Source organism: Cupriavidus gilardii, from assembly GCF_008801915.1.
Classification (GTDB): domain Bacteria; phylum Pseudomonadota; class Gammaproteobacteria; order Burkholderiales; family Burkholderiaceae; genus Cupriavidus; species Cupriavidus gilardii.
Genome location: NZ_VZOV01000004.1, coordinates 134,248 through 155,836, shown reverse-complemented (window position 1 = coordinate 155,836; position 21,589 = coordinate 134,248). Strand labels below are relative to the sequence as shown.

Sequence of the window (21,589 nt, the reverse complement as noted above, 5' to 3'; positions counted from 1 at the left end):
GGTCGCTGGGTCCCCGCCTGCGCGGGGACGACAGGTTGTTGGCTGCGCGGCGGGCTGACTCAGCTGCTGGAATCGCTCTCCGCGTCCGGCATCACGCCCAGCAATTCCTCGATCTGCGACAACGTCGCATCGTCCTTCACGACGGTGCGCAGCCATGCGTGCAGCGGCATCTCGCCCCACTTGGCGGCGCGCGCGGCGAGATAGGCGACCGGGCTGTGCGGCTCGGTACGGCGGAAGAAATCGGCGACTTCGCGCAGTTGCGCCAGGGCCTGCTGACGCGTGCGGATCGGGCCGCCGGCCGCGGCGGCGCCCTGCCCGCCCGCTGCCGGCGCTTCGACACGGCCGACGGCGGTCGGCGCAGCTGCCTGCTGCGCGTCGCCGGCGACAGTGGCCGGTGCGGCGGGCTTGCCGACAAAGCGCTCGACCAGCGCCCGCACCGCTTCCAGCGCCTCGCGCGCCTGCCGGAAGCTCGGCGCATGCTCGCCGGCCTTGGCGTCCAGCACATCGCTGAGCCTTGCCAGCGCCTGCTGGCACGACACCACGTCCTGCAGCAGCGCCACATGGAATTCGGCCGGCGTCGCCTTGCGCGCGGCCTCGAACGCTTCCTGCGTGACCTTGCCCTCGGACAGTTCGTCGGCGTGGTCCGGATCGCGGCGAATCGCCTCGGTCAGCGCCGTCGCGACCTCCCAATCGACATAGCCATAGCCGCCGGCGGCCTCGTCGACCAGCGCAATCTCGCGGATCAGCTGGCGCGAGCGCGTCGCCAGCCACGCCACGCTGCCGGTGCGATATTCGAGATCCTCCTCGTCGGCGCGCGGGTGCAGCCCGCTCCAGAACGACTCGCACAGCTGCGCCGTCACCGTATAGCCGTCGCGCAAACCCGCAAACCCTCTGGTCTTGGCGAGCGCCTCGGTCAGCCACACCGCCAGCCGCAGATCCTTGGTCCGCTCGGACAGCAGCCGCGTCGACAGGTCGACCACCTGGCGCCAGTCCGCCTCCTTCAACTCGGTCACCCACTCGCCCTGGTCCAGCGAGGGATCGTCGAAACGGCGCGCCTCCTGGATGCGGTCGAATTCGGCCGAGAACAACAGATCCTCGCCGCAAGGGTCGTCGCCCGAAACAGGTTGCAGCAAACGGTCGAAGGAAAGAGTCGCCATGTCAGCCCGCAGGAAATGGAATGGCGGGTAGTTTAGCGCCTGCCGCTTCGACGGCCAAACATGGGGCCAAACAAAGCAAAAAGGCCCGCATCGTGCGAGCCTTCTTGCTTCAAACCAACCTCAACCGAGATCGGTACTGGAACGGCTTACCCCACCCACTTGCGCGCATTGCGGAACATGCGCATCCACGGGCTGGCGCCGTCCGGGATCTGCTTCCAGGCGTCGGGGGCCCAGCTCATCGTGGCGGCGCGGAACACGCGCTCCGGATGGGGCATCAACACGGTGAAGCGGCCGTCGACCGTCGTCACCGAGGTGATGCCGTCCGGCGAGCCGTTCGGGTTCAGCGGATAGGTCTGCGTCACCGCACCGCGGTTGTCGACGAAGCGCAGCGATACGTCGACCTTGCTCTTGTCGCCCTGCTGCGAGAAGTCGGCATAGCCCTCGCCGTGCGCGACGACGATCGGGATGCGGCTGCCTTCCATGCCGGCAAAGAAGATCGATGGCGACTGCTGGACCTCGACCGTGACGAAGCGGGCTTCGTACTGCTCGCTCTGGTTGCGGGTGAACTTCGGCCACGCGCCAGCGCCCGGGATGATCGGCGCCAGATTGCTCATCATCTGGCAGCCGTTGCAGACGCCCAGCGCGAAGGTGTCGGTGCGGTTGAAGAAGGCCGCGAACTGCTCGGCCATCGCGCCGTTGAACAGGATGGTCTTGGCCCAGCCTTCGCCGGCGCCCAGCACGTCGCCGTAGCTGAAGCCGCCGCAGGCGACGAAGCCGACGAAGTCGTCCAGCTTCGCGCGGCCCGCGATCAGGTCGCTCATATGGACGTCGTAGGTATCGAAGCCTGCGCGGTCCATGCTGTAGGCCATCTCGATCTGCGAGTTGACGCCCTGCTCGCGCAGGATCGCCACGCGCGGCCGGGCGCCGCTGGCGATGAACGGCGCGGCGATGTCCTCGGCCGGATCGAACGTGAGGCTCGGCGTGATGCCGGGATCGGCGGCGTCAAGCAGCAGCTCGTATTCGCTGTCGGCGCAGGCGGGGTTGTCGCGCAGCCGTGCGATGCGCCAGCTGACCTCGCTCCAGACACGTTGCAGCTCGGCGCGCGGCGCGCCGAACACCTTCTTCGCGTCGCGGTAGATCTCGATCTGGTCGCTGCCATTGGGCTTGCCGACCACATGGCTGCAGGCGGACAGGCCGGCCTCGCGCAGCGCGGCGAACACGGCGTCGCGATCCTCGAGCTTGACCTGGATCACCGCGCCCAGCTCTTCGGAGAACAGCGCGCGCAGCGTCTGATCGTTGCGGCGCTCGGCGATCTGCTGGGCCCAGTTCTTGGCGTCGCCATAGTCCTGTTCCTGCGTCGGATCGAGCGTCAGCATGTCGACGTTCAGCGACAGGCCGCAATGGCCGGCAAACGCCATCTCGGCCAGCGTCGCCATCAGGCCGCCGTCCGAACGGTCGTGGTACGCCAGCAGCTTGCCCTCGCGGTTCAGCCGCTGGATCGCGTTGAAGAAGTTGCGCAGGTCGGCCGCGTCGTCGACATCGGGAACGCTGTCGCCGACCTGTTGCGTGACCTGCGCGAGGATGCTGCCGCCGAGGCGGTTCTTGCCGCGGCCCAGGTCGATCGCGATCAGTACGGACTCGCCCAGATCGGTGCGCAGCTGCGGCGTCAGCGTGCGGTCGACGTCGTCGACGGCGGCGAACGCCGAGATGATCAGCGACACCGGTGCGACCACTTCCTTGGCCACGCCCGCATCGTCCCATTTGGTGCGCATCGACAGCGAATCCTTGCCGACCGGAATGCTGATGCCCAGCGCCGGGCACAGCTCCATGCCGACCGCACGCACCGTGTCATACAGCTTCGCATCCTCGCCCTCGACGCCGCAGGCGGCCATCCAGTTGGCCGACAGCTTGACCTTGCCGAGGTCCTTGACCGGCGCGGCGGCCAGATTGGTCAGCGCCTCGCCGATCGCCATGCGGCCCGATGCCGGGGCATCGATCACGGCCAGCGGCGTGCGCTCGCCCATCGTCATCGCCTCGCCGGCCTTGCCCTGGTAGTCGAGCGTGGTGACCGCGACATCGGCCACCGGCACCTGCCACGGGCCGACCATCTGGTCGCGTGCGTTCATGCCGCCGACGCTGCGGTCGCCGATCGTGATCAGGAAGGACTTGCTGGCGACCGTCGGGTGGCGCAGCACGTCGCGCACCGCCTGATCCAGCGCGATGCCGGTGACATCCACCGCCGGCAGCGATTGCTCGACGCGCTTGACGTCGCGATGCATGCGCGGCGGCTTGCCGAGCAGCACGTCCATCGGCATGTCGACCGCGTAATGTTCCTTCAACGCCTGATCGACGCTGGCGTCGACCAGCTGCAGCTGCTTTTCCTCGGTCGCCACGCCGACCACCGCGAACGGGGAGCGCTCGCGCTCGCACATCGCGGCGAAGCGCGGGAAGCTGTCCGGCGCGATCGCCAGCACATAGCGCTCCTGCGATTCGTTGCACCAGATCTCGGCCGGCGACAGGCCCGACTCTTCCAGATGGATCTGGCGCAGCTCGAAGCGCGCGCCGCGGCCGGCGCCATCGACCACTTCGGGGAAGGCATTGGACAGGCCGCCCGCACCGACGTCGTGAATCGACAGGATCGGGTTCTCGTCGCCGAGCTGCCAGCAGGCGTTGATCACTTCCTGCGCGCGCCGCTCCATTTCCGGGTTGCCGCGCTGCACCGAATCGAAATCGAGGTCGGCCGTATTGGCGCCGGTCGCCATCGAGCTGGCCGCGCCGCCGCCCATGCCGATGCGCATGCCCGGGCCGCCCAGCTGGATCAGCAGCGAACCGGCCGGCAGCGGCTCCTTGTGCGTATGCGAGGCGTCGATATTGCCGATGCCGCCGGCGATCATGATCGGCTTGTGGTAGCCGCGCACGGTGCCGCCGACGTTCTGCTCGTAGACGCGGAAATAGCCGCCCAGGTTGGCGCGGCCAAATTCGTTGTTGAAGGCGGCGCCGCCGAGCGGACCTTCGATCATGATCTGCAGCGGCGAAGCGATGCGCTCCGGCTTGCCGGTCACCGCGGGACGCTCGTCGGGATTGCGGAAGGCCAGCGGCTGGGCGGCATCGCGCGCGTTTTCCCAGGGCTCGACCGCGTCGGGCAGCATCAGGTTGGACACCGTGAAGCCGGTCAGGCCGGCCTTGGGCTTGGCGCCGCGGCCGGTCGCGCCCTCGTCGCGGATTTCGCCGCCGGCGCCGGTCGACGCGCCCGGGAACGGCGAGATCGCGGTCGGGTGGTTATGCGTCTCGACCTTCATCAGCGTATGGGTCAGCGCCTGATGGCGGCCATACTGGTGGGCGTCGCCGCGCGGGAACCAGCGTTCGGCGACATCGCCCTCCATCACCGCCGAGTTGTCCGAATACGCGACGATCGAACCCTGCGGGTTCAGCTGGTGCGTATTGCGGATCATCGCGAACAGCGACTTGTCCTGTTCCTCGCCGTCGATGGTCCAGGTGGCGTTGAAGATCTTGTGGCGGCAGTGCTCGCTGTTGGCCTGCGCGAACATCATCAGTTCGACGTCGGTCGGGTTGCGGCCCAGCTTCGCGTAGGCATCGATCAGATAGTCGATCTCGTCGTCGGACAGTGCCAGGCCCATCGCGACGTTGGCCTCGGCCAGCGCGGCGCGGCCGCCCGCCAGGTCGATGAAGCGCAGCGGCTTGGCCGGCAGTTCCTCGAACAGTCCGGCCGCGGCGTCCCGCGTGGCGACCACGGTCTCGGTCATCCGGTCGAACAGCAGCGCGGCGACGGCATCGCGCGTCAGCGGATCCAGCGTCTTGCGCCCGCGCAGCAGGCCCTTCTTGCAGATCACCGTGAATTCGATGCCGCGCTCGATCCGGTGCACGTGCGACAGGCCGCAGTTGTGCGCGATATCGGTGGCCTTGCTGGCCCACGGCGAAATCGTGCCGAAACGCGGGATCACGACGAAGCGGTCGCCCTCGGCCTGCTCGGCGAACGGCGCGCCATAGGTCAGCAGCGCGCGGATACGGTCGGTATCGCCCTTGTCCAGCGGCTGGTCGGTGTCGACGAAGTGCAGGAACTGGCCGTGCACCGACTCGATGTCGGCGTCGATCTGTTGCAGGGCGGTGAGCAGGCGTTGCTGGCGGAAGGCCGACAGGGCCAATGCGCCGGGGAAGCACGAGAAATGCGCCATGATCTGAGCGGTCGGAGGGCGATGGAGGGTAAGACGGCGGCCGGGCCGCTGGCGCGGGGGTGGCGCCAGCCGGGGCAGTCCGGCGAAAACCGCTATTGTACCTTGCCGGGCGGCAATCCTTGCGGCGCAGCATCCCCCGGATCCGAGCCCTCCACGGGCAGCGGTGCGCGCCGATCAGTCGCCGTGTTGCCGGCCCCGGTGCGCCCCCCACATCACGCCGTTGTCACAACGCCCTGCTCCAATCCGCTTCTGGCGGCCGTTGCGGCCCTTGCACGGCCGTTGACGGCAGGTTCCCTTCGGGACGCGCTCCCGAGCCACCCCAACGAGAACGAAAAGACATGGACAGAAGGCGATTTCTGAAGCTGGGCGGCTTCATCACGGTGTCGGCGGCCACGGCGGGCGGGCTGGCGGCATGCGGCGGCGACGACCATCCGGACGGCCAACCCGACACCGGCACGCCGGCCGTGCCGCCGGCCTCCGGCGCAAACTGGAAGTTCCCGCAGAGCGTGGCGTCTGGCGATCCGAAGCCGGACGGCATCCTGCTGTGGACCCGCGTCGTGCCCGCCAACGTCGACGATGCCGCGGCGGCGAGCCTTGACGCCAGCTTTTCGATCCGGCTGCGCGTGACGGCCGCCGACAACGCCGGCGCGCTGGGGACCGCCGCCGCGCTCGCCGGCACCGCGGTCGTCGATGCCGCCATCCCGGTCGCCGGCGCCTACGACTGCACGGTGCGCCACAAGATCACCGGTCTCGATGCCGGCCGGACGTACTACTACCAGTTCACTGCCGGCGAGGTCCGCTCGCGCGTCGGGCGGTTCCGCACCGCGCCCGCGGCCGATGCCGACGTGTCGCAATTGCGCCTCGGTTTCCTCAGCTGCCAGGACTGGAGCATCAACCACTGGGGCACGTTCGAGGCGCTGGCGGCCGAGGACCTGGATTTCGTCGTCCATCTGGGCGACTACATCTACGAAACGGTCGGCGAGGACTTCCAGACCGGTGCGGTCGAAAGCCTGCACACCCCGCTCGCGCTGCCGGACGGCACCTTCAAGAACGGCAGCGGCGGCGCGAAGTACGCGACCACGCTGAACGACTACCGCTACCTGTACAAGCGCTACCGCAGCGACCCGCGCCTGCAGGCGGTGCACGAGCGCTTCGCCATGGTGGCCACCTGGGACGACCACGAGTTCAGCGACGACTGCTGGGGCGATGCGGAGACCTACAACGCGGCGGGCAACGGCATCGAGCAGCACCAGCCCGCGCGCCGGCGCGCCGCCAGCCGTGCCTGGTTCGAATTCATGCCGGCCGACATCGTGTTCGACGAAAAGCAGGATGGCATCCATGCGATCCGCATCTATCGCGAGTTGCGCTTCGGCAAGCTGGCCCATCTGGTGATGACGGACGAGCGGCTGTACCGCACCGACCACGTGCTGCCCGAAGCGGCGATCAATCCGGCGACCGGCGCGCCGCTGGGCAGCATCGGCGCCCGCTACATGGTGCCGGCGGCGACGCTGGCCGCCGCCGAGGCGGCCAAGATGGCCGCCGCTGGATCCGCCGACACGCTGGCGCTGACGTCGATCCTCGGCAATGAACAGCGCAACTGGTGGCGCGACACGATGGCACGCTCGCCGGCAATCTGGAAGCTGTGGGGCAACGAGGTCTCGCTGCTGCGCATGGGCATCGATGGCAGCAACGCCATCGCGACACTGGTCGCGCTGCAGGCCGTCGGCACGCTGTCGGCCAGCATCCAGGGCGCGCTGACCTCGACCGGCGGCAATGTGCCGGTCGCCGCGGCGGTGGTCGCCGCTGTGTCGGCCGGCGCCGCGCAGTCCACCGCGGCCACGGCGGCGCAGGCGATCGCGATGGCCGATGCCGCCGCGGGCGACAAGTCCGGCAGCGCCATCGCGGCCGGACTGACCGCCGCGCAGGCCGCGATCGCGGTGCTGGCTTTCGAACAGGCCAAGGGCGCTGCCGCCGGCGGCATTGCGGCGCAGATCGGCGCCGCCGCGCAGGCCATCGCCTTCGGCCATGTGAAGCCTGACGTGCTCGCCAGGCGCGAGCAGTCAGCCTTTATCCCGGCCGCGCAGAAGGCCGCGCTGGCTCCGTTCTTCCAGCGCTTCCTGCTGAACGCCGACCAGTGGGACGGCTTCAACGCCGAACGCAAGGCGCTGATGCGGCATCTGGCGGACAACGGCATCCGCAATGTGGTGGCGCTGACCGGCGACATTCATGCGTTCTACGCTGGCACCGTGCACGACGATTACGATGCCGAGGGCGGCGGCACCCCGGTGATGGTCGACCTGGTCACGGCCGGCATCAGCTCGGACTCGTTCTTCTCGTATCTGAAGTCGGCGGTCGGCGCGCTGTCGGAGAGCCTGTCGACGCTGGTCTACCGCACGCTGTCGCTGCCCGTTCCCGCGCTGGGCAGCGAGCCAGTGTCGGTCGACGTCAACCTGCTGGACCATACGCTGGCGCCGTCGGCTGTCACCGCCGCCACCGTGGCCGAATCGCTGCGGATCTCGCTGCGCGGCGCGCTGGCCGCACGCGGCGTGGCGGAGGGACAGCTCGATGCGACCACCGATGCGGTGCTGGCCGCGCTGCAGGCCGATGCGGGCTTCGTGCAGCAGGTCGTGCCGCTATGCCAGCAACTGGCCGCGCTGCGCAGCAATCCCTGGCTGCAGTACGCCAATACCGACGCGCAGGGCTATGCGGTGGTGACGGTCACGCCGGCCGCGCTGACCTGCGAGTTCAGGCAGGTCAACCGGCTGGTCGGCGGCAAGGCGCCGGCCGCGGTGGTGGCGCGGACGGTGAAGGCGACGGTGCCGCGGGATACGGCGGCGGTATCGATCGAGCGGTAGCGATACGCTGGCCGCTCTTGCCCCCTCCCCCGGCCCCTCTCCCGCCCGCGGGAGAGGGGAGAAAATCGGCGGACCGATAGACTTACGTCACAACGCACACGACGCTCCCCTCTCCCGCTTGCGGGAGAGGGGCTGGGGGAGAGGGCAACCGCCGGCCCTCCCCGCCTACACCGCCCCAAATCCCCCACCCCCGGGCGTCTCGATCACGAACACATCCCCGACGCCCATCTCGGTCCGTGCCACATGCGGCAGCGTCTCCTCGCTGCCGTCGGCGCGGATCACGCGGTTGCGGCCCGTCGCGCCCGGCTCGCCTCCCGCCATGCCGAACGGCGCATGCACGCGATTGTTCGACAGGATCGACGCCGTCATCGGCTCGAGGAAACGCACCTTGCGCACGCCGCCATTGCCGCCGTGCCAGCGCCCCACACCGCCCGATCCATGCCGGATCTCGTAGCTGTCCAGCCGCACCGGGAAGCGCCACTCCAGCACCTCGGGATCGGTCAGGCGCGAGTTGGTCATATGCGTCTGCACCACGTCGCAGCCGTCGAAGCCGTTGCCGGCGCCGCTGCCGCCCGAGATCGTCTCGTAGTACTGGTAGCGCGCGTTGCCGAACGTGAAATTGTTCATCGTGCCCTGGCTGGCGGCGACGACGCCGAGCGCGCCGTACAGCGCGTTGGTGATGCACGACGACGTCTCGACATTGCCCGACACCACCGAGGCCGGATAGCGCGGGTTGAGCATCGAGCCCTCGGGGATCACCACATGCAGCGGCTTCAGGCAACCGGCGTTCAGCGGGATGTCCTGGTCGACCAGCGAGCGGAACACATACAGCACCGCGGCCATGCAGACCGCGCGGGGCGCGTTGAAGTTGTTCGGCAGCTGGTCCGAGGTACCGGTGAAATCGACGGTCGCTTCCCTGCGCTCCCGATCGACGGTCACGCGCACGCGGATCTGTGCGCCATTGTCCAGCGGATAGGTATAGCTGCCGTCCTTGAGCGCCGTGATCACGCGCCGCACCGCCTCCTCGGCGTTGTCCTGCACGTGACCCATATAGGCGCGCACCACCGGCAAGCCGAAGTGCGCGACCATCTTGCGCAGTTCCTCGACGCCCTTCGCGTTGGCCGCGACCTGGGCGCGCAGATCGGCCATGTTCTGGTCGGCGTTGCGGGCCGGATAGCGCGCGCCGGCCAGCAGCGCGCGCATGCCGGCGTCGTCCAGCACGCCGCCATCGACCAGCAGGAAGTTGTCGATCAGCACGCCCTCCTCCTCGACCACGGTCGAGTCCGGCGGCATCGAGCCCGGCGTGATGCCGCCGATATCGACGTGGTGGCCGCGCGAGCCGACGTAGAACAGCACCTCTCTGCCGTCGGCATCGAACACCGGCGTGATCACCGTTACGTCCGGCAGATGCGTGCCGCCGTTGTACGGGTCGTTCAGCACATAGACGTCGCCGTCCTTCATCCGCCCGGCATTGCGCGCGATCACGGTCTTGATGCTCTCGCCCATCGAACCCAGATGCACCGGCATATGCGGCGCGTTGGCGATCAGGTTGCCCATGGCGTCGAAGATCGCGCAGGAGAAGTCCAGCCGCTCCTTGATGTTGACCGAATAGGCGGTGTTCTGCAGCCGCAGCCCCATCTGCTCGGCGATCGACATGAACAGGTTGTTGAAGACCTCGAGCATCACCGGATCGGCCTCGGTGCCGATGGCGCGGCGCTGAGGCCGGGGCACCGCCCGCGTCAGCACCAGATGGTCCTGCTCGGTCAGCAGCGCCTGCCAGCCCGGTTCGACCACGGTGGTGGCGTTCTGCTCGGCGATGATCGCCGGGCCGGCGAGCCGGTCGCCGGGACGCAGCGTATCGCGGCGGTAGAGGCCGGTGTCGTGCCAGGCGCCGCCGCTGAACATGCGCACCGTCTCCGCCGGCCGCGGCGGGCCTTCGCGCGGCGCCAGTTCGGGCGGCCGCTCCTGCGGCGCCTGCGCGACGCCGACCGCCTCGACCGAGACCGCCTCGACGATCAGCCCCTTGTCCGGCATCAGGAAGGCATAGCGCTGCCGGTAGGCGGCCTCGAAGCCCGCCCGCATTGCGCCGGCATCGCCGAACGGCACCACCAGCGCCGAATCGGTGCCCTCGTAGCGCAGATGGACCCGCCGCAGCACCTCGATGCGGCCGGCGTCCTCGCCCTGCTCCAGCAGCTCGTCGCGCGCCTGCTGCGCGAGCGCGTCGAGCCGCTGCGCCAACATCGGCACCGCGGCCTCGTCCAGCTTCGCTTCGATCGACAGCTCGCGCATCGCCGTGCGGTCGGCCAGGCCCATGCCGTAGGCCGACAGCACGCCGGCCAGCGGATGGACGAACACGGTCTGCATGCCGAGCGCATCGGCCACCAGGCAGGCATGCTGGCCGCCGGCACCGCCGAACGTCGTCAGCGTGTAGCCGGTCACGTCGTGTCCGCGTTGCACCGAGATCTGCTTGATCGCGTTGGCCATGTTGCCGACCGCGATCTCGATGAAGCCCTCGGCGACCTGCTCGGGCGTGCGCCGGTCGCCGGTCTGCTCGGCGATCTGCGCCGCCAGGTCCTCGAAGCGCGCGACCACGGCATCGCGATCGAGCGGCGCATCCGCGCGCGGACCGAATACAGCGGGGAAATGCGCGGGCTGGATCTTGCCAAGCATCACGTTGCAGTCGGTCACCGCCAGCGGGCCGCCGCGCCGATAGCTGGCCGGCCCCGGATTCGCGCCGGCCGAGTCCGGGCCGACGCGATAGCGGCTGCCGTCGAAATGCAGCACCGAGCCGCCGCCCGCCGCCACCGTATGGATGCTCATCATCGGCGCGCGCATGCGCACGCCGGCGACGCTGGTCTCGAACACGCGCTCGAAGTCATTCGGGTGCTTGCCGCTGAAGTGCGACACGTCCGTGGAGGTGCCGCCCATGTCGAAGCCGATGATGCGATCGAAGCCGGCGCGCTGCGAGGCGCGCACCATGCCGACGATGCCGCCGGCCGGACCGGACAGGATCGCGTCCTTGCCCTGGAAGCGATGCGCGTCGGTCAAGCCCCCGCTGCTCTGCATGAACTGCAGGTTCACGCCCGGCATCTCGCGCTCGATCTGTTCGACATAACGGCGCAGGATCGGCGACAGATAGGCGTCGACCACCGTGGTGTCGCCGCGCGGCACCAGCTTCATCAGCGGCGATACCTCGTGCGACACCGAGACCTGCGCAAAGCCGAGTTCGCGCGCGATGCGCGCCGCGCGCGCCTCGTGATCGGAATGGCGGTAGCCGTGCATCAGCACGATCGCCACGGCGCGAATACCGTCGGCAAGCACCCGCGTCATCTGTTCGCGCAGCGCGGCCTCGTCCAGCGGCTGCACCACGTCGCCATGCGCGCCGATCCGTTCGTCGACCTCGACCACCTCGCGATACAGCAGCTCGGGCAGCAAGATGTTCAGGTCGAACAGCCGCGGCCGGTTCTGGTAGGCGATCCGCAGCGCGTCGCGATAGCCGCGCGTGATAAACAGCGCGGTCGGCTCGCCCTTGCGCTCGAGCAGCGCGTTGGTGGCCACCGTGGTGCCCATCTTCACCGCGGACACCAGCCTTGGCGTGATCGGCTCGCCCGGGGCCAGACCCAGCAGATGGCGGATACCGGCCACCGCCGCATCGGCGTATTGCTCCGGGTTCTCCGACAGCAGCTTGTGCGTGACCACGGTGCCGTCCGGGCGCAGGCCGACGATATCGGTGAAGGTGCCGCCGCGATCGATCCAGAACTGCCAGCGCGAGCCGGCCGAAGGAGTTTGCGATGCGGCTTGCGATGCGGAAGAAGACACGCTGAACTACCTCGAGATAGGGATGGTTGTCTCTCGTCCCCGCGCAGGCGGGGACCCAGTGGCTTGCGTGCTGCTGCAAGACGCTGGGCACCGCTTTCGCGGAGGCGATGTGATGGGAGCGCGCTACAGCGATGTCGCCGAACGCGCCGCCTGCTCGTACAGCCCGGTCAGCACGCGCAACAGCCGTGCCAGTTCGCCGATCTCGGCGTTCTCCGCGCTGCCCGGCGTCATATTGCTGGTCAGGCATTGCTCGCGGATTTCGCGATACCGCGCGCACGCCTCGGTGCCTGCCGCGGTAGTGCTGTAGGTCGCCTCCTTGCCCACGCGCACGCCGGCGACCAACCCCATGCCCTGCAGCTTCTTCAGCGAGTAGGTCACCAGGTGGGTGTCTTCGACATTCAGCACGAAGCAGATGTCGGCCAGCCGCTTGGCGCGCCCGCGGTGGTTGACGTGATGGAGCACCAGCACGTCGAGGAAGGTCAGGTCGCGCACGCCCGCCGCGCCCATGCAGCGCACGACCCAGCGGCTATAGGCGTTGTAGGCGGTGTTCAGGCCGAACTCGAATTCCGACAGCTCGGGACTGCGCGACGACACCAGATGGGCGGACGACACGATGCCGGCGCTGCTCGAACGAACGACCGCTTCGGCGGCCGCGGCCGACGCGGTACCGGCAGAGACAACATCGGCAGCGGCAATATCGTGAGAGGCAACATCGTCGCGGCGGCTCGGCTTTCGGGCCATGGGTGGCACTCCTGCAGAAGGACAGCGGAGAACGAACGGCGTCGTGCGTCGCGGAACGCAAGCGGAGACAAGGACGTGTAGGGATTTCCCGGGGGCCGCCGCGGCAATTTCAGCTTGACAGTTTATCGACAAATTATGAGCATGAGTACCCGGTAACGATGGGGATTGCGCGGCACCGAAACGACCGCTTCCGACTCGATTCGCGCACGAATTCTGGGCATCCGGCGGGGTTCGCACTGCCGCGGGGCAAGCGGCAAGCAGTACGGTCCCCATCATCGCCGTTCCCGACTTCGACCCACGCCCGAGCCCACTGCCCGGACACAGAGCCAGACCTTGTACCGATGACGATGCCTGCCGCGCTGCTCCCCGATATCGACACGCTGAACCGGCTGGCCCGCGAGGGCCGACTGTCGCGCGCTGCGCTGCTGCAGCAGGCCGAGGCCCGGGCGAAGGAGCCGGAGGCGCAAGCGGTATTCCTGCAGACCAGCTTCGATACCGCGGCCAGCGCGGCGCGGGCCGCCGATGCCGCGGCGCTGGCCGGCAAGCCGCTGCATCCGCTGGCGGGGCTGCCGGTATCGATCAAGGACCTGTTCGATATCGGCGGCGATGTCACGCGCGCCGCCTCGACGGTGCGCGCCGATGCCGCGCCCGCGACCGACGACGCGCCCGTGGTGGCGCGGCTGCGAGCGGTGGGCGCCGCGCTGGTGGGCCGCACCAACATGACCGAGTTCGCCTTCTCCGGCGTCGGCATCAACCCGCACTACGGCACGCCGGTCAATCCGCACGACACCGCGGTGCAGCGCATCTGCGGCGGCTCGTCGTCGGGCGCGGCGGCTTCGGTGGCGCTTGGCCTCGCCGTGGCGGCGCTGGGCAGCGATACCGGCGGGTCGATCCGCATTCCGGCCGCGCTGTGCGGGCTGACCGGTTTCAAGCCGACCGCGCGGCGCGTGCCGCTGGCCGGTGCCTTTCCGCTGTCGTTCTCGCTCGATACCGCCTGCGCGATGGCGCGCACCGTGGCCGACTGCGTGCTGGTCGACGGCGTGATCGCGGATCAGGCGTTGGTGCCTGTGCGCAAGGCCGCCGGCGCGCTGCGGCTGGCCGTACCGCGCCAGCTGCTGCTGGACGATCTGGACGAGACCGTGTCGCGCGCCTTCGATCGCGCGTTGGGACGACTGTCCGCCGCCGGCGTGCAGATCGAACATGTGGATCTGCCCGAGCTGCTGGAGCTGTCGACGCTGAACGCGCAAGGCGGCCTGACCGCGGCCGAGGCCTATGCGATCCACCGCGGCACGCTGTCGTCGCGGCGCACGCTGTACGACCCGCGCGTGGCGGCGCGCATCGACCGCGGCGCCGCGATCGGCGCGGCCGACTATGTCGATCTGGTGCGCGCCCGCGCCGCCTGGAGCGAGCGTGTGATGGCGCGGCTGGACGGCTTCGACGCGCTGGCCTGCCCCACCGTGCCGGTCATCGCCCCACCGATCGCGCCATTGGTCGCCGACGACGCGCTGTTTGCGCGCATCAATGCGCTGCTGCTGCGCAATCCTTCGACCATCAACTTCCTCGACGGCTGCGCGATCTCGCTGCCGTGCCACCAGCCCGACGAACTGCCGGTCGGACTGATGCTCGCGCATGGCCCGATGCGCGACGCGACGCTGCTGGGCACGGCGCTTGCATTGGAGGCCGTGCTCGCGCCCACGCCGCAGCAGGCCTGAGCCGGCGGGCGGACGACTAGCGGACGACCTAGTGGACGACCCAGTGGACGAGCCACCGCTGGCGGCGCAAGATCCACGCACGCGTGCGCACCACGGATGCGCAACGACGCGGTAATGACACAACCAGGAGAGAAATGATGCAGCGCAAGGGATTGCTGAAGTCGATGTCTGCGTGCGGGCTGCTCGCCTGCGCCTTCGCGATGGCGCCGCTGGCGCAGGCCCAGGTCAAATGGGATCTGCCGACCGGCTATCCGGCCAACAACCCGCACACGGTCAACCTGGACCAGTTCGCCAAGGAGGTCAGCGCGGCCACGCAGGGCAAGCTCGCCATCACGCTGCATCCGAACGGTTCGCTGTTCAAGGCCAACGAGATCAAGCGCGCGGTGCAGAGCAACCAGGCCCAGGCGGGCGAGGTGCTGATGTCGCTGCTGGAGAACGAGAATGCGCTGTTCGGCGTCGATGCCGTGCCCTTCCTCGCCACCGGCTTCGATGCATCGTACAAGCTGTGGCAGGCGCAGCGGCCCGTGATCGATCGCCTGCTGGACCGCCAGGGCATCAAGCTGCTGTACGCGGTCGCGTGGCCGCCGCAGGGCATCTATGCGAAGAAGGAGATCCGCTCGGGCGCCGACATGAAGGGCCTGAAGTGGCGCGCCTACAATCCGGCCACCACGCGCATCGCACAGGCGGTCGGCGCCCAGCCGATGACGATCCAGGCCGCCGAGCTGTCGCAGGCGCTGGCCACCGGCGTGGTCGACAGCTTCATGTCGTCGGGCGCCACCGGCGTCGACAGCAAGGTCTGGGAGAGCCTGACGCACTTCCATACGGTCGACGCCTGGCTGCCGAAGAACATGGTGATCGTCAACAAGCGCGAGTTCGACAAGCTCGACAAGCCGTCGCAGGAGGCGCTGATCAAGGCCGCGCAGGCGGCCGAGACGCGCGGCTGGCAGCGGATGCGCGAATACACGCAGCAATCGCTGGACACGCTGGCCAAGAACAAGATGACCATCGTCAAGCCCACGCCGCAGCTGCAGGCCGACATGAAGAAGATCGGCGACGAACTGCTGGCCGAGTGGGAAAAGAAGGCCGGCCCCGACGGCAAGGAAATCATCGCGGCGTATCGCAAGTAAGGCGAACGGCGTGACGATGCCGGGCCAGGCTCGCCACGCCACCTCGTCGCCCCCGCGCAGGCGGGGGCCCAGCGTCTTGACGCAAGCCACTGGGTCCCCGCCTTCGCGGGGACGACAGCGATCCCCCGAAGTGGCACGGCTTCCCGCTTCCCTCTCCTCTAGCCTCCCGGACGCACCATGACTTCCCGCTTCCAGTGGTTCTACCAGGCGCTCGGCGCGCTGGCGGCCGTCTTCATCTGCCTGACGCTGCTGATCGAACTGGCCATCATCGTCGGGCGCTTTGCCCATTTCCAGATCGACGGCGGCGATGCCTATGCCGGCTATTTCATGGCCGCGGGGTCGTTCCTTGCGCTGGCCGCGACGCTGCGCCAGGGCGACCATATCCGCGTGACGCTGATCCTGCAGCGCCTGCACGGCAAGCCGCGCGTCTGGGTGGAGATCTTCTGCCTGGCGGTGGCCACGCTGCTGACCGCGTACTTCACCTACTACGCGGGCAAGCTCGCGTACGACTCGTACATCTATCACGACATCTCGCAGAACACCGACGCCACGCCGCTGTGGATTCCGCAGCTGTCGATGGCGGTGGGCCTGTTCGGGCTGTTCGTCGCCTTCGCCGAGGAGTTCGTCTACGTGCTGCGCACGCGCCGTCTGCCGCGCGAGGAAAGCGGCGAGATGGCGCGCACCGAATGACGCCGCGTACCGACACGTAGCCTCCGTATCGCACCAGCCGGCCATCTCGACTGAACGGCATCCCCACAGGAACGCAACAACATGGATCTCTGGATCACCCTCTTCCTGATCGTCGCGATCTTCGCCGTGCTCGGCGCCGGCGTCTGGATCGGCATCGCGATTCTCGGCGTCGGATGGATAGCGATGGAGCTGTTCACCAACAAGGTCGGCGGCGAATCGATGGCGCTGACGGTCTGGGGCTCGCTGTCAAGCTGGACGCTGACGGCGCTGCCCCTGTTCATCTGGATGGGCGAGATCCTGCTCAAGACAAAACTGTCCGAAGGCATGTTCCGCGGGCTGGCGCCCTGGCTGCAGCGCCTGCCGGGCCGGCTGCTGCATGTCAACGTGATCGGCTGCACGATCTTCGCGGCGGTGTCGGGCTCGAGCGCCGCCACCTGCGCGACGATCGGCAAGATCTCGCTGCCGGAACTGGCCAAGCGCGGCTATCCCGATTCGATGGCGATCGGCTCGCTGGCCGGCGCCGGCACGCTCGGGCTGCTGATTCCGCCGTCGATCATCATGATCGTCTATGGCGTCACCGCCGACGTGTCGATCGGCAAGCTGTTCATCGGCGGGGTGCTGCCGGGGCTGATGCTGGCGCTGCTGTTCATGGGCTATGTCGCGGTCTGGGGCTGGCGCCATCGCGACGCGATCCCGGTGCCCGAGCATCGCCTGGACCTGCACGCCAAGCTGGCCGAATCGCGCCACCTGATTCCGGTGGTGCTGCTGATCGGCGCAGTGCTGGGCTCGATCTACGCCGGCATCGCCACCGCCACCGAGGCGGCGGCGCTCGGCGTCGTCGGGGCGCTGCTGCTGGCGCTGGCGCAGCGCACCTTGACCTGGCAGACCTTCCGCGATTCGCTGATGTCGGCCACCCGGCTGTACTGCATGATCGCGCTGATCCTGGCGGGCTCGTCGTTCCTGACGCTGGCGATGGGCTTCATCGGCCTGCCGCGCCATCTTGCCGAATGGATCGTCGGCCTGAACCTGACGCCGTTCCTGCTGATCGTCGCGCTGATGGTGTTCTTCATCATCCTCGGCTGCTTCCTCGACGGCATCTCGATGGTGGTGCTGACGATGTCGGTGCTGCTGCCGACGATCCAGGCAGTCGGCATCGACCTGCTGTGGTTCGGCATCTTTGTCGTGCTGGTGGTCGAGATGGCGCAGATCACGCCGCCGGTCGGCTTCAACCTGTTCGTGCTGCAGGGGATGACCCGGCGCAATATCAGTTATATCGCCTGGGCCGCCTTCCCCTTCTTCGTGCTGATGGTGGTGGCGGTGCTGCTGATCTGGGCCTTCCCCGGCCTGGTGACCTATCTGCCCGCGCAGATGAAGATGTAAGTCCCCATGCGCGCCATCGTGATCGGGGCCGGCGTGATCGGCGTGTGCTCGGCCTGGTATCTGCGCGAGGCCGGATTCGAGGTCACCGTGCTGGACCGGCGCGCCTCTCCGGCCCAGGAGACCAGCTTCGGCAACGCCGGCGTCATCGCGCCCGGCTATGTGACACCGTGGGCCGCGCCCGGAATGCCGGCCAAGGTGCTGCGCACCCTGTTCGCCAGTACCTCGCCGGTGGTGTTCCGGCCCAGCGCGGACCCGGCGATGTGGCGCTGGATCGCGCGCTGGCTCGGCGAATGCCGGCTCGAGCGCTACCGCATCAACAAGCTGCGCATGCAGCGGCTGGCCTTCTACAGCCGCGCCTGCCTGCACCAGTTGCGCGACCAGCTGCAGATCGATTACGAGCAGTCGCAGGGCTATCTGCAGCTGTTCAGGACCGAGCGCGACCTTGAGATGGCCCAGCCCGCGCTGGCGCTGCTGCGCGAGAACGCCGTACCCCATCGGCTGGTCGATGCGGCCGAATGCCGCCGGCTCGAGCCCGGGCTGGCTCCGGACACCGCGCTGGCCGGCGGGCTGCATCTGCCCGAGGACGAATCGGGCAATTGCCCGATGTTCACGCGCCGGCTGCGGCAGTTCGCTGAGGCGGCCGGTGTGCGGTTTCAGATGGACACCACCGTTCACGGCATCGGCGCGCCTGGCGACGGCGTGCTGTCGGTGTCCGTGCGGTGCCAGGGAGGGGACTCGATCCTGCGCGCGCCACATGTCGTGGTTGCCGCCGGTGTCGCCAGTGCCGCGCTGCTGCGCCCGCTCGGCCTGCGCGTGCCGCTCTATCCGGTCAAGGGCTATTCGGCGACGGTGCCGGTGCGCGATGCCCTGCAGGCCCCGCTGGCCGCGCTGATGGACGAGTCGTACAAGGTCGCGATCACCCGCATGGGCAATCGCATTCGGCTGGCCGGCACCGCCGAGCTGGGCTCGCGCAAGCTGGACCTGCGCCGGGCCGCGGTGCGCACGCTGCTGAAGGTCGGCCGCGACTGGTTCCCGGGCGCGGCCAACTACGCCGAAGCGTCGCTGTGGACCGGTGCCCGGCCGATGCTGCCGGACGGCCCGCCGCTGATCGGCGCCACCGCCGTGCCGGGGCTGTTCCTCAATCTCGGCCATGGTTCCACCGGCTGGGCGATGGCCTGCGGCTCGGGCAAGCTGCTCGCGGCGCAGGTGTCCGGCGCGCCGGCCGAGATCGACCTGGAAGGCCTGACGCCGGACCGCTACGGCCTGGGCCCGCGGCGATGAGCCGTTTGCCGGCGGCGCTGCGATAATGCGCCGATGACGCCCTTCTCCTCTCCCGCCGTTGCCGGGACGGCCGCCGAGGCCGCGGACTGGTTGCGCTTCGATCCGCTCAGCGCCACGTCCATTCCGTTGTTCGACAGCGCCGCGATCCGCCGGCTCGAACAGGCGGCCTACGCCACCCTGTCGCCGTTCACGCTGATGGCCCGTGCCGGGGCTGCCGCTGCCGCCTGGCTGAGCGCCCATGCACCGGCCGGACCGCTGCTGTTGCTGGCGGGCCCCGGCAATAACGGCGGCGACGCGCTGGTCGCGGCGACACACCTGCATCAGGCCGGCCGCGAGGTGCAGGCATGGCTGCTGGCCGATCCCGCACGCCTGCCCACCGATGCCGCACGCGCGTGGCAGCAGGCAAACGATGCCGGCGTGCCGCTGCAGGTGCTGGTGCCCGATGCCGCCTCGCCGCAATCCGCCCCGCCCTGGCCCGCGGCGGCGCCGCGTTTTGCCGCGGTGGTCGACGGCCTGCTCGGTATCGGGCTGAACCGTCCCGCCAGCGGCGCGCTCGCCGAATGGATCGCGCGGCTGTGCGCACTGGCCGACGACGGGGTGCCGGTGTTCGCGCTCGACGTACCGAGCGGCCTGTCGGCCGATACCGGCGCCGGTACGCCCGCGGTGCGCGCAACCCGGACGTTGACCTTCATCGCCGCGAAGCCGGGCCTGCTGACGCTGGACGGCCGCGACTGTGCCGGCGAACTCGATATCGCGCCGCTCGGCCTCGACTATCCGCCGCAAGATGCAGGGGCGGCGGCCCGGGCCGTCTGGGCCAATACGCCGGCGCGCTTCGCCGCCGGGCTTCCAGGCCGACGACATGCGAGCCACAAGGGCAGCTTCGGCACGCTGGCGGTGATCGGTGGCAGCATCGGCATGGTCGGCGCGCCGTTGCTCGGAGCCCGGGCCGCGCTGCATCTGGGCGCCGGGCGCGTGCATATCGGCTTTCTGGCCGACCCCGCGCCGCCGTTCGATCCGGCGCATCCCGAATTGATGCTGCATCCGGTCGACCGGCTGCGGCTGCACGAGATGTCGGCGCTGGTGGCCGGCCCGGGCATGGGTACCGGCGAGGACGCCGGCCGATGGCTCGAGAGGGCGCTGCGTGCGGATACGCCAGCCGTGCTCGACGCCGATGCACTGAATCTGCTGGCCGCAGACGCGGAATTGGCGGCGCTGGCGAAGGCCGGCACCGCGCCGCGCGTACTGACGCCGCACCCGCTCGAAGCGGCGCGGCTGATGGGCTGCACCGTGGCGGAGATCCAGCGCGATCGTATCGACGCGGCACGTGCATTGGCTGCGCAGTGGCAAGCGGTAGTTGTGCTGAAGGGCTCGGGTACCGTGATCGCTGGTCGGGACGAGAACACGATTGCCATCAATCCGACCGGCAACGCGGGCCTGGCCACCGCCGGCACCGGCGACGTGCTGGCCGGCATGATCGGCGCGCTGCTGGCACAGGGCATGGCGGCCGAGCCCGCGGCGCTGGCCGCGGTCTGGCTGCATGGCTGCGCGGCCGATCGCCTGGTGGCAGGCGGCGAAGGCCCGGCCGGGCTGACGGCCGGCGAATTGGCCCGGGCCGCGCGGCATGAACTCAATGCATTGAACCGGCTGAACAACCCGGGCACGAGGCGATGAGCGGCGCGATCCCGGTACCGAGCGCGGCGCCGAGCCGTCGGCAGCTGTTGACCGGCATCGCGTTGCTGGTACTCGGCCAATGGATCCTGACGCTGCTCGACGCCACCGGCAAGACGCTGACCCAGCAGGGCCTGCCGATCATGGCGGTGGCCTGGGTCCGTTACGTGGGCCATGTGGTCGCCATCTTTCTGCTGCTCGGTCCGGCCCGCTTCCGGGCCCAGGTCCGCACCGGCCAGCCGCGGCTGCAATGGGTACGCGGCGCTCTGATGCTGGCCTCGACGCTGGTGTTCTTTTCGGTGCTCAAGCTGATGCCGCTGGCGACCGCCACCGCGCTGAACTTCTGCGCGCCGCTGTTCGTGGTCGCGCTGTCGCCGTGGCTGCTCGGCGAACGGCCGGGGCGCAACGCCCGCCTGATGCGCTGGAGCGGCGTGCTGATCGGCTTTGCCGGCATGCTGGTGGTGGTGCGCCCCGGCGGCGAGCTGACGCCGGGCGGCGTGGCGCTCGGTCTCACGTCGGCATTGCTGTTTGCGCTGCTGCAAATGCTGACGCGGCGCATGGCGGCCCACGATGCGCCGATGACCACGCTGATCTGGAGCGGCATCAGCGGCGCCGCGCTGACGACGCTGCTGGTGCCCTTCTTCTGGTTTGCCGCCATGCCGACACCGCTGCAATGCGCGCTGCTGCTGTCGGCCGGCATCACCGGGTCGCTCGGCCACTACTTCGTGATCCGCGCCTTCCAGTACGCCGACGCCTCGTTCCTCAGTCCCTTCCTCTATCTGCAGATCATCTCGGCCACCACGGTCGGCTTCCTCGCCTTCGGCCAGTTGCCGGACTGGACCACGGCGCTGGGGATTGCGGTGATCTGCGCCGGCGGCCTGTGGGTCGCGGGCGGCGAATCGGCCTTGCGGCTGGTGGCGAGGGGCCTCGGCGGAACGCGTTGATTGCGGCGTTGTCTGACAGTTT

The 21,589-nt window shown here is 69.2% G+C and carries 12 protein-coding genes; 8 read left to right on the top strand and 4 right to left on the bottom strand.

Annotated features, from left to right (window positions below):
* Nucleotides 1-59: 59 nt before the first annotated feature.
* Entirely contained in the window at nucleotides 60-1,157 is a 1,098-nt protein-coding gene (tssA, locus tag F7Q96_RS07940; protein ID WP_053821913.1) for a type VI secretion system protein TssA, read from the bottom strand.
* A 146-nt stretch (nucleotides 1,158-1,303) separates the two neighbouring features.
* Nucleotides 1,304-5,350, bottom strand: coding sequence for a phosphoribosylformylglycinamidine synthase (gene purL, locus F7Q96_RS07935; protein ID WP_053821914.1), 4,047 nt, complete (start codon nucleotides 5,348-5,350; stop codon nucleotides 1,304-1,306).
* A gap of 338 nt (nucleotides 5,351-5,688) precedes the next feature.
* Here purL and F7Q96_RS07930 point away from each other — a divergent pair, with 338 nt between their 5' ends.
* The gene (locus F7Q96_RS07930; RefSeq protein WP_053821915.1) at nucleotides 5,689-8,205 is read left to right on the top strand and encodes an alkaline phosphatase D family protein; all 2,517 of its coding nucleotides are present in this window, start codon (nucleotides 5,689-5,691) and stop codon (nucleotides 8,203-8,205) included.
* Between the two features lie 165 nt (nucleotides 8,206-8,370).
* Here F7Q96_RS07930 and F7Q96_RS07925 read toward each other — a convergent pair whose 3' ends face one another.
* Entirely contained in the window at nucleotides 8,371-12,024 is a 3,654-nt protein-coding gene (locus tag F7Q96_RS07925; protein WP_053821916.1) for a hydantoinase B/oxoprolinase family protein, read from the bottom strand.
* Between the two features lie 123 nt (nucleotides 12,025-12,147).
* Nucleotides 12,148-12,765, bottom strand: a complete 618-nt coding sequence (locus tag F7Q96_RS07920; RefSeq protein ID WP_053821917.1) for a winged helix DNA-binding protein — start codon at nucleotides 12,763-12,765, stop codon at nucleotides 12,148-12,150.
* A 341-nt stretch (nucleotides 12,766-13,106) separates the two neighbouring features.
* Between F7Q96_RS07920 and F7Q96_RS07915 the strand changes: the two genes are divergently transcribed.
* The 7 genes from F7Q96_RS07915 to F7Q96_RS07885 all read left to right on the top strand — a co-directional run bounded on the left by F7Q96_RS07915 (nucleotide 13,107) and on the right by F7Q96_RS07885 (nucleotide 21,567).
* Nucleotides 13,107-14,477 (top strand): amidase, encoded by a 1,371-nt coding sequence (locus F7Q96_RS07915; RefSeq protein ID WP_390885738.1) that lies wholly within the window; start codon nucleotides 13,107-13,109, stop codon nucleotides 14,475-14,477.
* 137 nt (nucleotides 14,478-14,614) lie between these two features.
* Entirely contained in the window at nucleotides 14,615-15,604 is a 990-nt protein-coding gene (locus F7Q96_RS07910) for a TRAP transporter substrate-binding protein (RefSeq protein ID WP_053823110.1), read from the top strand.
* Between the two features lie 177 nt (nucleotides 15,605-15,781).
* Nucleotides 15,782-16,294: a TRAP transporter small permease gene (locus F7Q96_RS07905; protein WP_053821918.1), complete on the top strand. Its 513-nt coding sequence runs from the start codon at nucleotides 15,782-15,784 to the stop codon at nucleotides 16,292-16,294.
* Nucleotides 16,295-16,375: 81 nt separating this feature from the next.
* Nucleotides 16,376-17,674 carry a TRAP transporter large permease gene (locus F7Q96_RS07900; RefSeq protein ID WP_053821919.1) on the top strand — a complete coding sequence of 433 codons (1,299 nt, stop codon included), beginning with the start codon at nucleotides 16,376-16,378 and terminating at the stop codon, nucleotides 17,672-17,674.
* A 6-nt stretch (nucleotides 17,675-17,680) separates the two neighbouring features.
* Nucleotides 17,681-18,955 (top strand): D-amino acid dehydrogenase, encoded by a 1,275-nt coding sequence (locus F7Q96_RS07895; protein ID WP_053821920.1) that lies wholly within the window; start codon nucleotides 17,681-17,683, stop codon nucleotides 18,953-18,955.
* Between the two features lie 33 nt (nucleotides 18,956-18,988).
* On the top strand, nucleotides 18,989-20,626 hold the full coding sequence (locus tag F7Q96_RS07890; RefSeq protein ID WP_053821921.1) for an NAD(P)H-hydrate dehydratase: 1,638 nt from the start codon (nucleotides 18,989-18,991) through the stop codon (nucleotides 20,624-20,626).
* A complete protein-coding gene (locus tag F7Q96_RS07885; RefSeq protein ID WP_053821922.1) occupies nucleotides 20,623-21,567 on the top strand; it encodes a DMT family transporter in 945 nt (314 codons plus the stop codon). Before F7Q96_RS07890 ends, F7Q96_RS07885 begins: the two co-directional genes overlap by 4 nt.
* The last annotated feature ends 22 nt before the right edge of the window (nucleotides 21,568-21,589 follow it).